Here is a 1087-nt window from a genome sequence, read left to right on the forward strand (position 1 = left end):
ATGGGCGAAAGGTGAGTTGTCACTTTCTGATTTCGCATCCCAAGGAACAGAGCTACAAGGGACAACATTTACTGCGGACGAAAATGAAACGTACTCTGTCTACGTCAAAGATCAAGCAGGAAATGAAGCAGTAGGTACAATTATTATTGGGAATATTGACCAGGTAAATCCTGAAGTAAGTATCGAAGTAACAGGAACAAAAGGAAATAACGACTGGTACACAACAGAAGCAACATTTAAGTTAACAGCGACAGATAATTTATCTGGCGTAAAAGAAATACAATATCGCATCAATGATGGTGAATGGACTGTTTACGATAGTCCAGTGTCATTAACTACTGATAGTATGAATAAAGTACAATACCGCGCAGAAGATCATGCAGGTAACATAAGTGAAGTAAAAGAAGAAAATATTTCAGTAGATACAACAAAACCAGAAACAACTATGACACTGAATAAAGTAGCAAATGAAAACGATTGGTACAATGAAGATGTGACAGTAGAATTAACAGTTACAGAAATAGGTTCAGGTGTAGCCGCGACGGAATATAGCCTAGATGGCGGAACTACATGGACACCATACGACGCACCATTCACACTACAGAACGGTCAGCACGAAGTAATGTATCGTACAGTAGACAATGCAGGGAACATAGAAGAAAGCAAAATAGAAACCGTGAATATAGATTCAGACTTACCAACGGTGTCTTTAACACAAACCCCAACAAATCCAACAAATGGGTTAGTGGAAATCATTGTCTCAAGTAACGGTACTGGAAGTGCGATTACGTTAACAAAATGGGCGAAAGGTGAGTTGTCACTTTCTGATTTCGCATCCCAAGGAACAGAGCTACAAGGGACAACATTTACTGCGGACGAAAATGAAACGTACTCTGTCTACGTCAAAGATCAAGCAGGAAATGAAGCAGTAGGTACAATTATTATTGGGAATATTGACCAGGTAAATCCTGAAGTAAGTATCGAAGTAACAGGAACAAAAGGAAATAACGACTGGTACACAACAGAAGCAACATTTAAGTTAACAGCGACAGATAATTTATCTGGCGTAAAAGAAATACAATATCGC

1 protein-coding gene is annotated in these 1087 nt (G+C 38.8%); it reads left to right on the forward strand.

Annotation, left to right across the window (positions count from 1 at the left end; translation table 11 throughout):
* A partial coding sequence (locus tag CIB95_RS16265) for an OmpL47-type beta-barrel domain-containing protein (RefSeq protein WP_198949219.1) occupies positions 1–1087 on the forward strand: 1087 nt, incomplete at both ends.

Origin of the sequence: Lottiidibacillus patelloidae (assembly GCF_002262935.1) — a bacterium.
GTDB lineage: Bacteria > Bacillota > Bacilli > Bacillales > SA5d-4 > Lottiidibacillus > Lottiidibacillus patelloidae.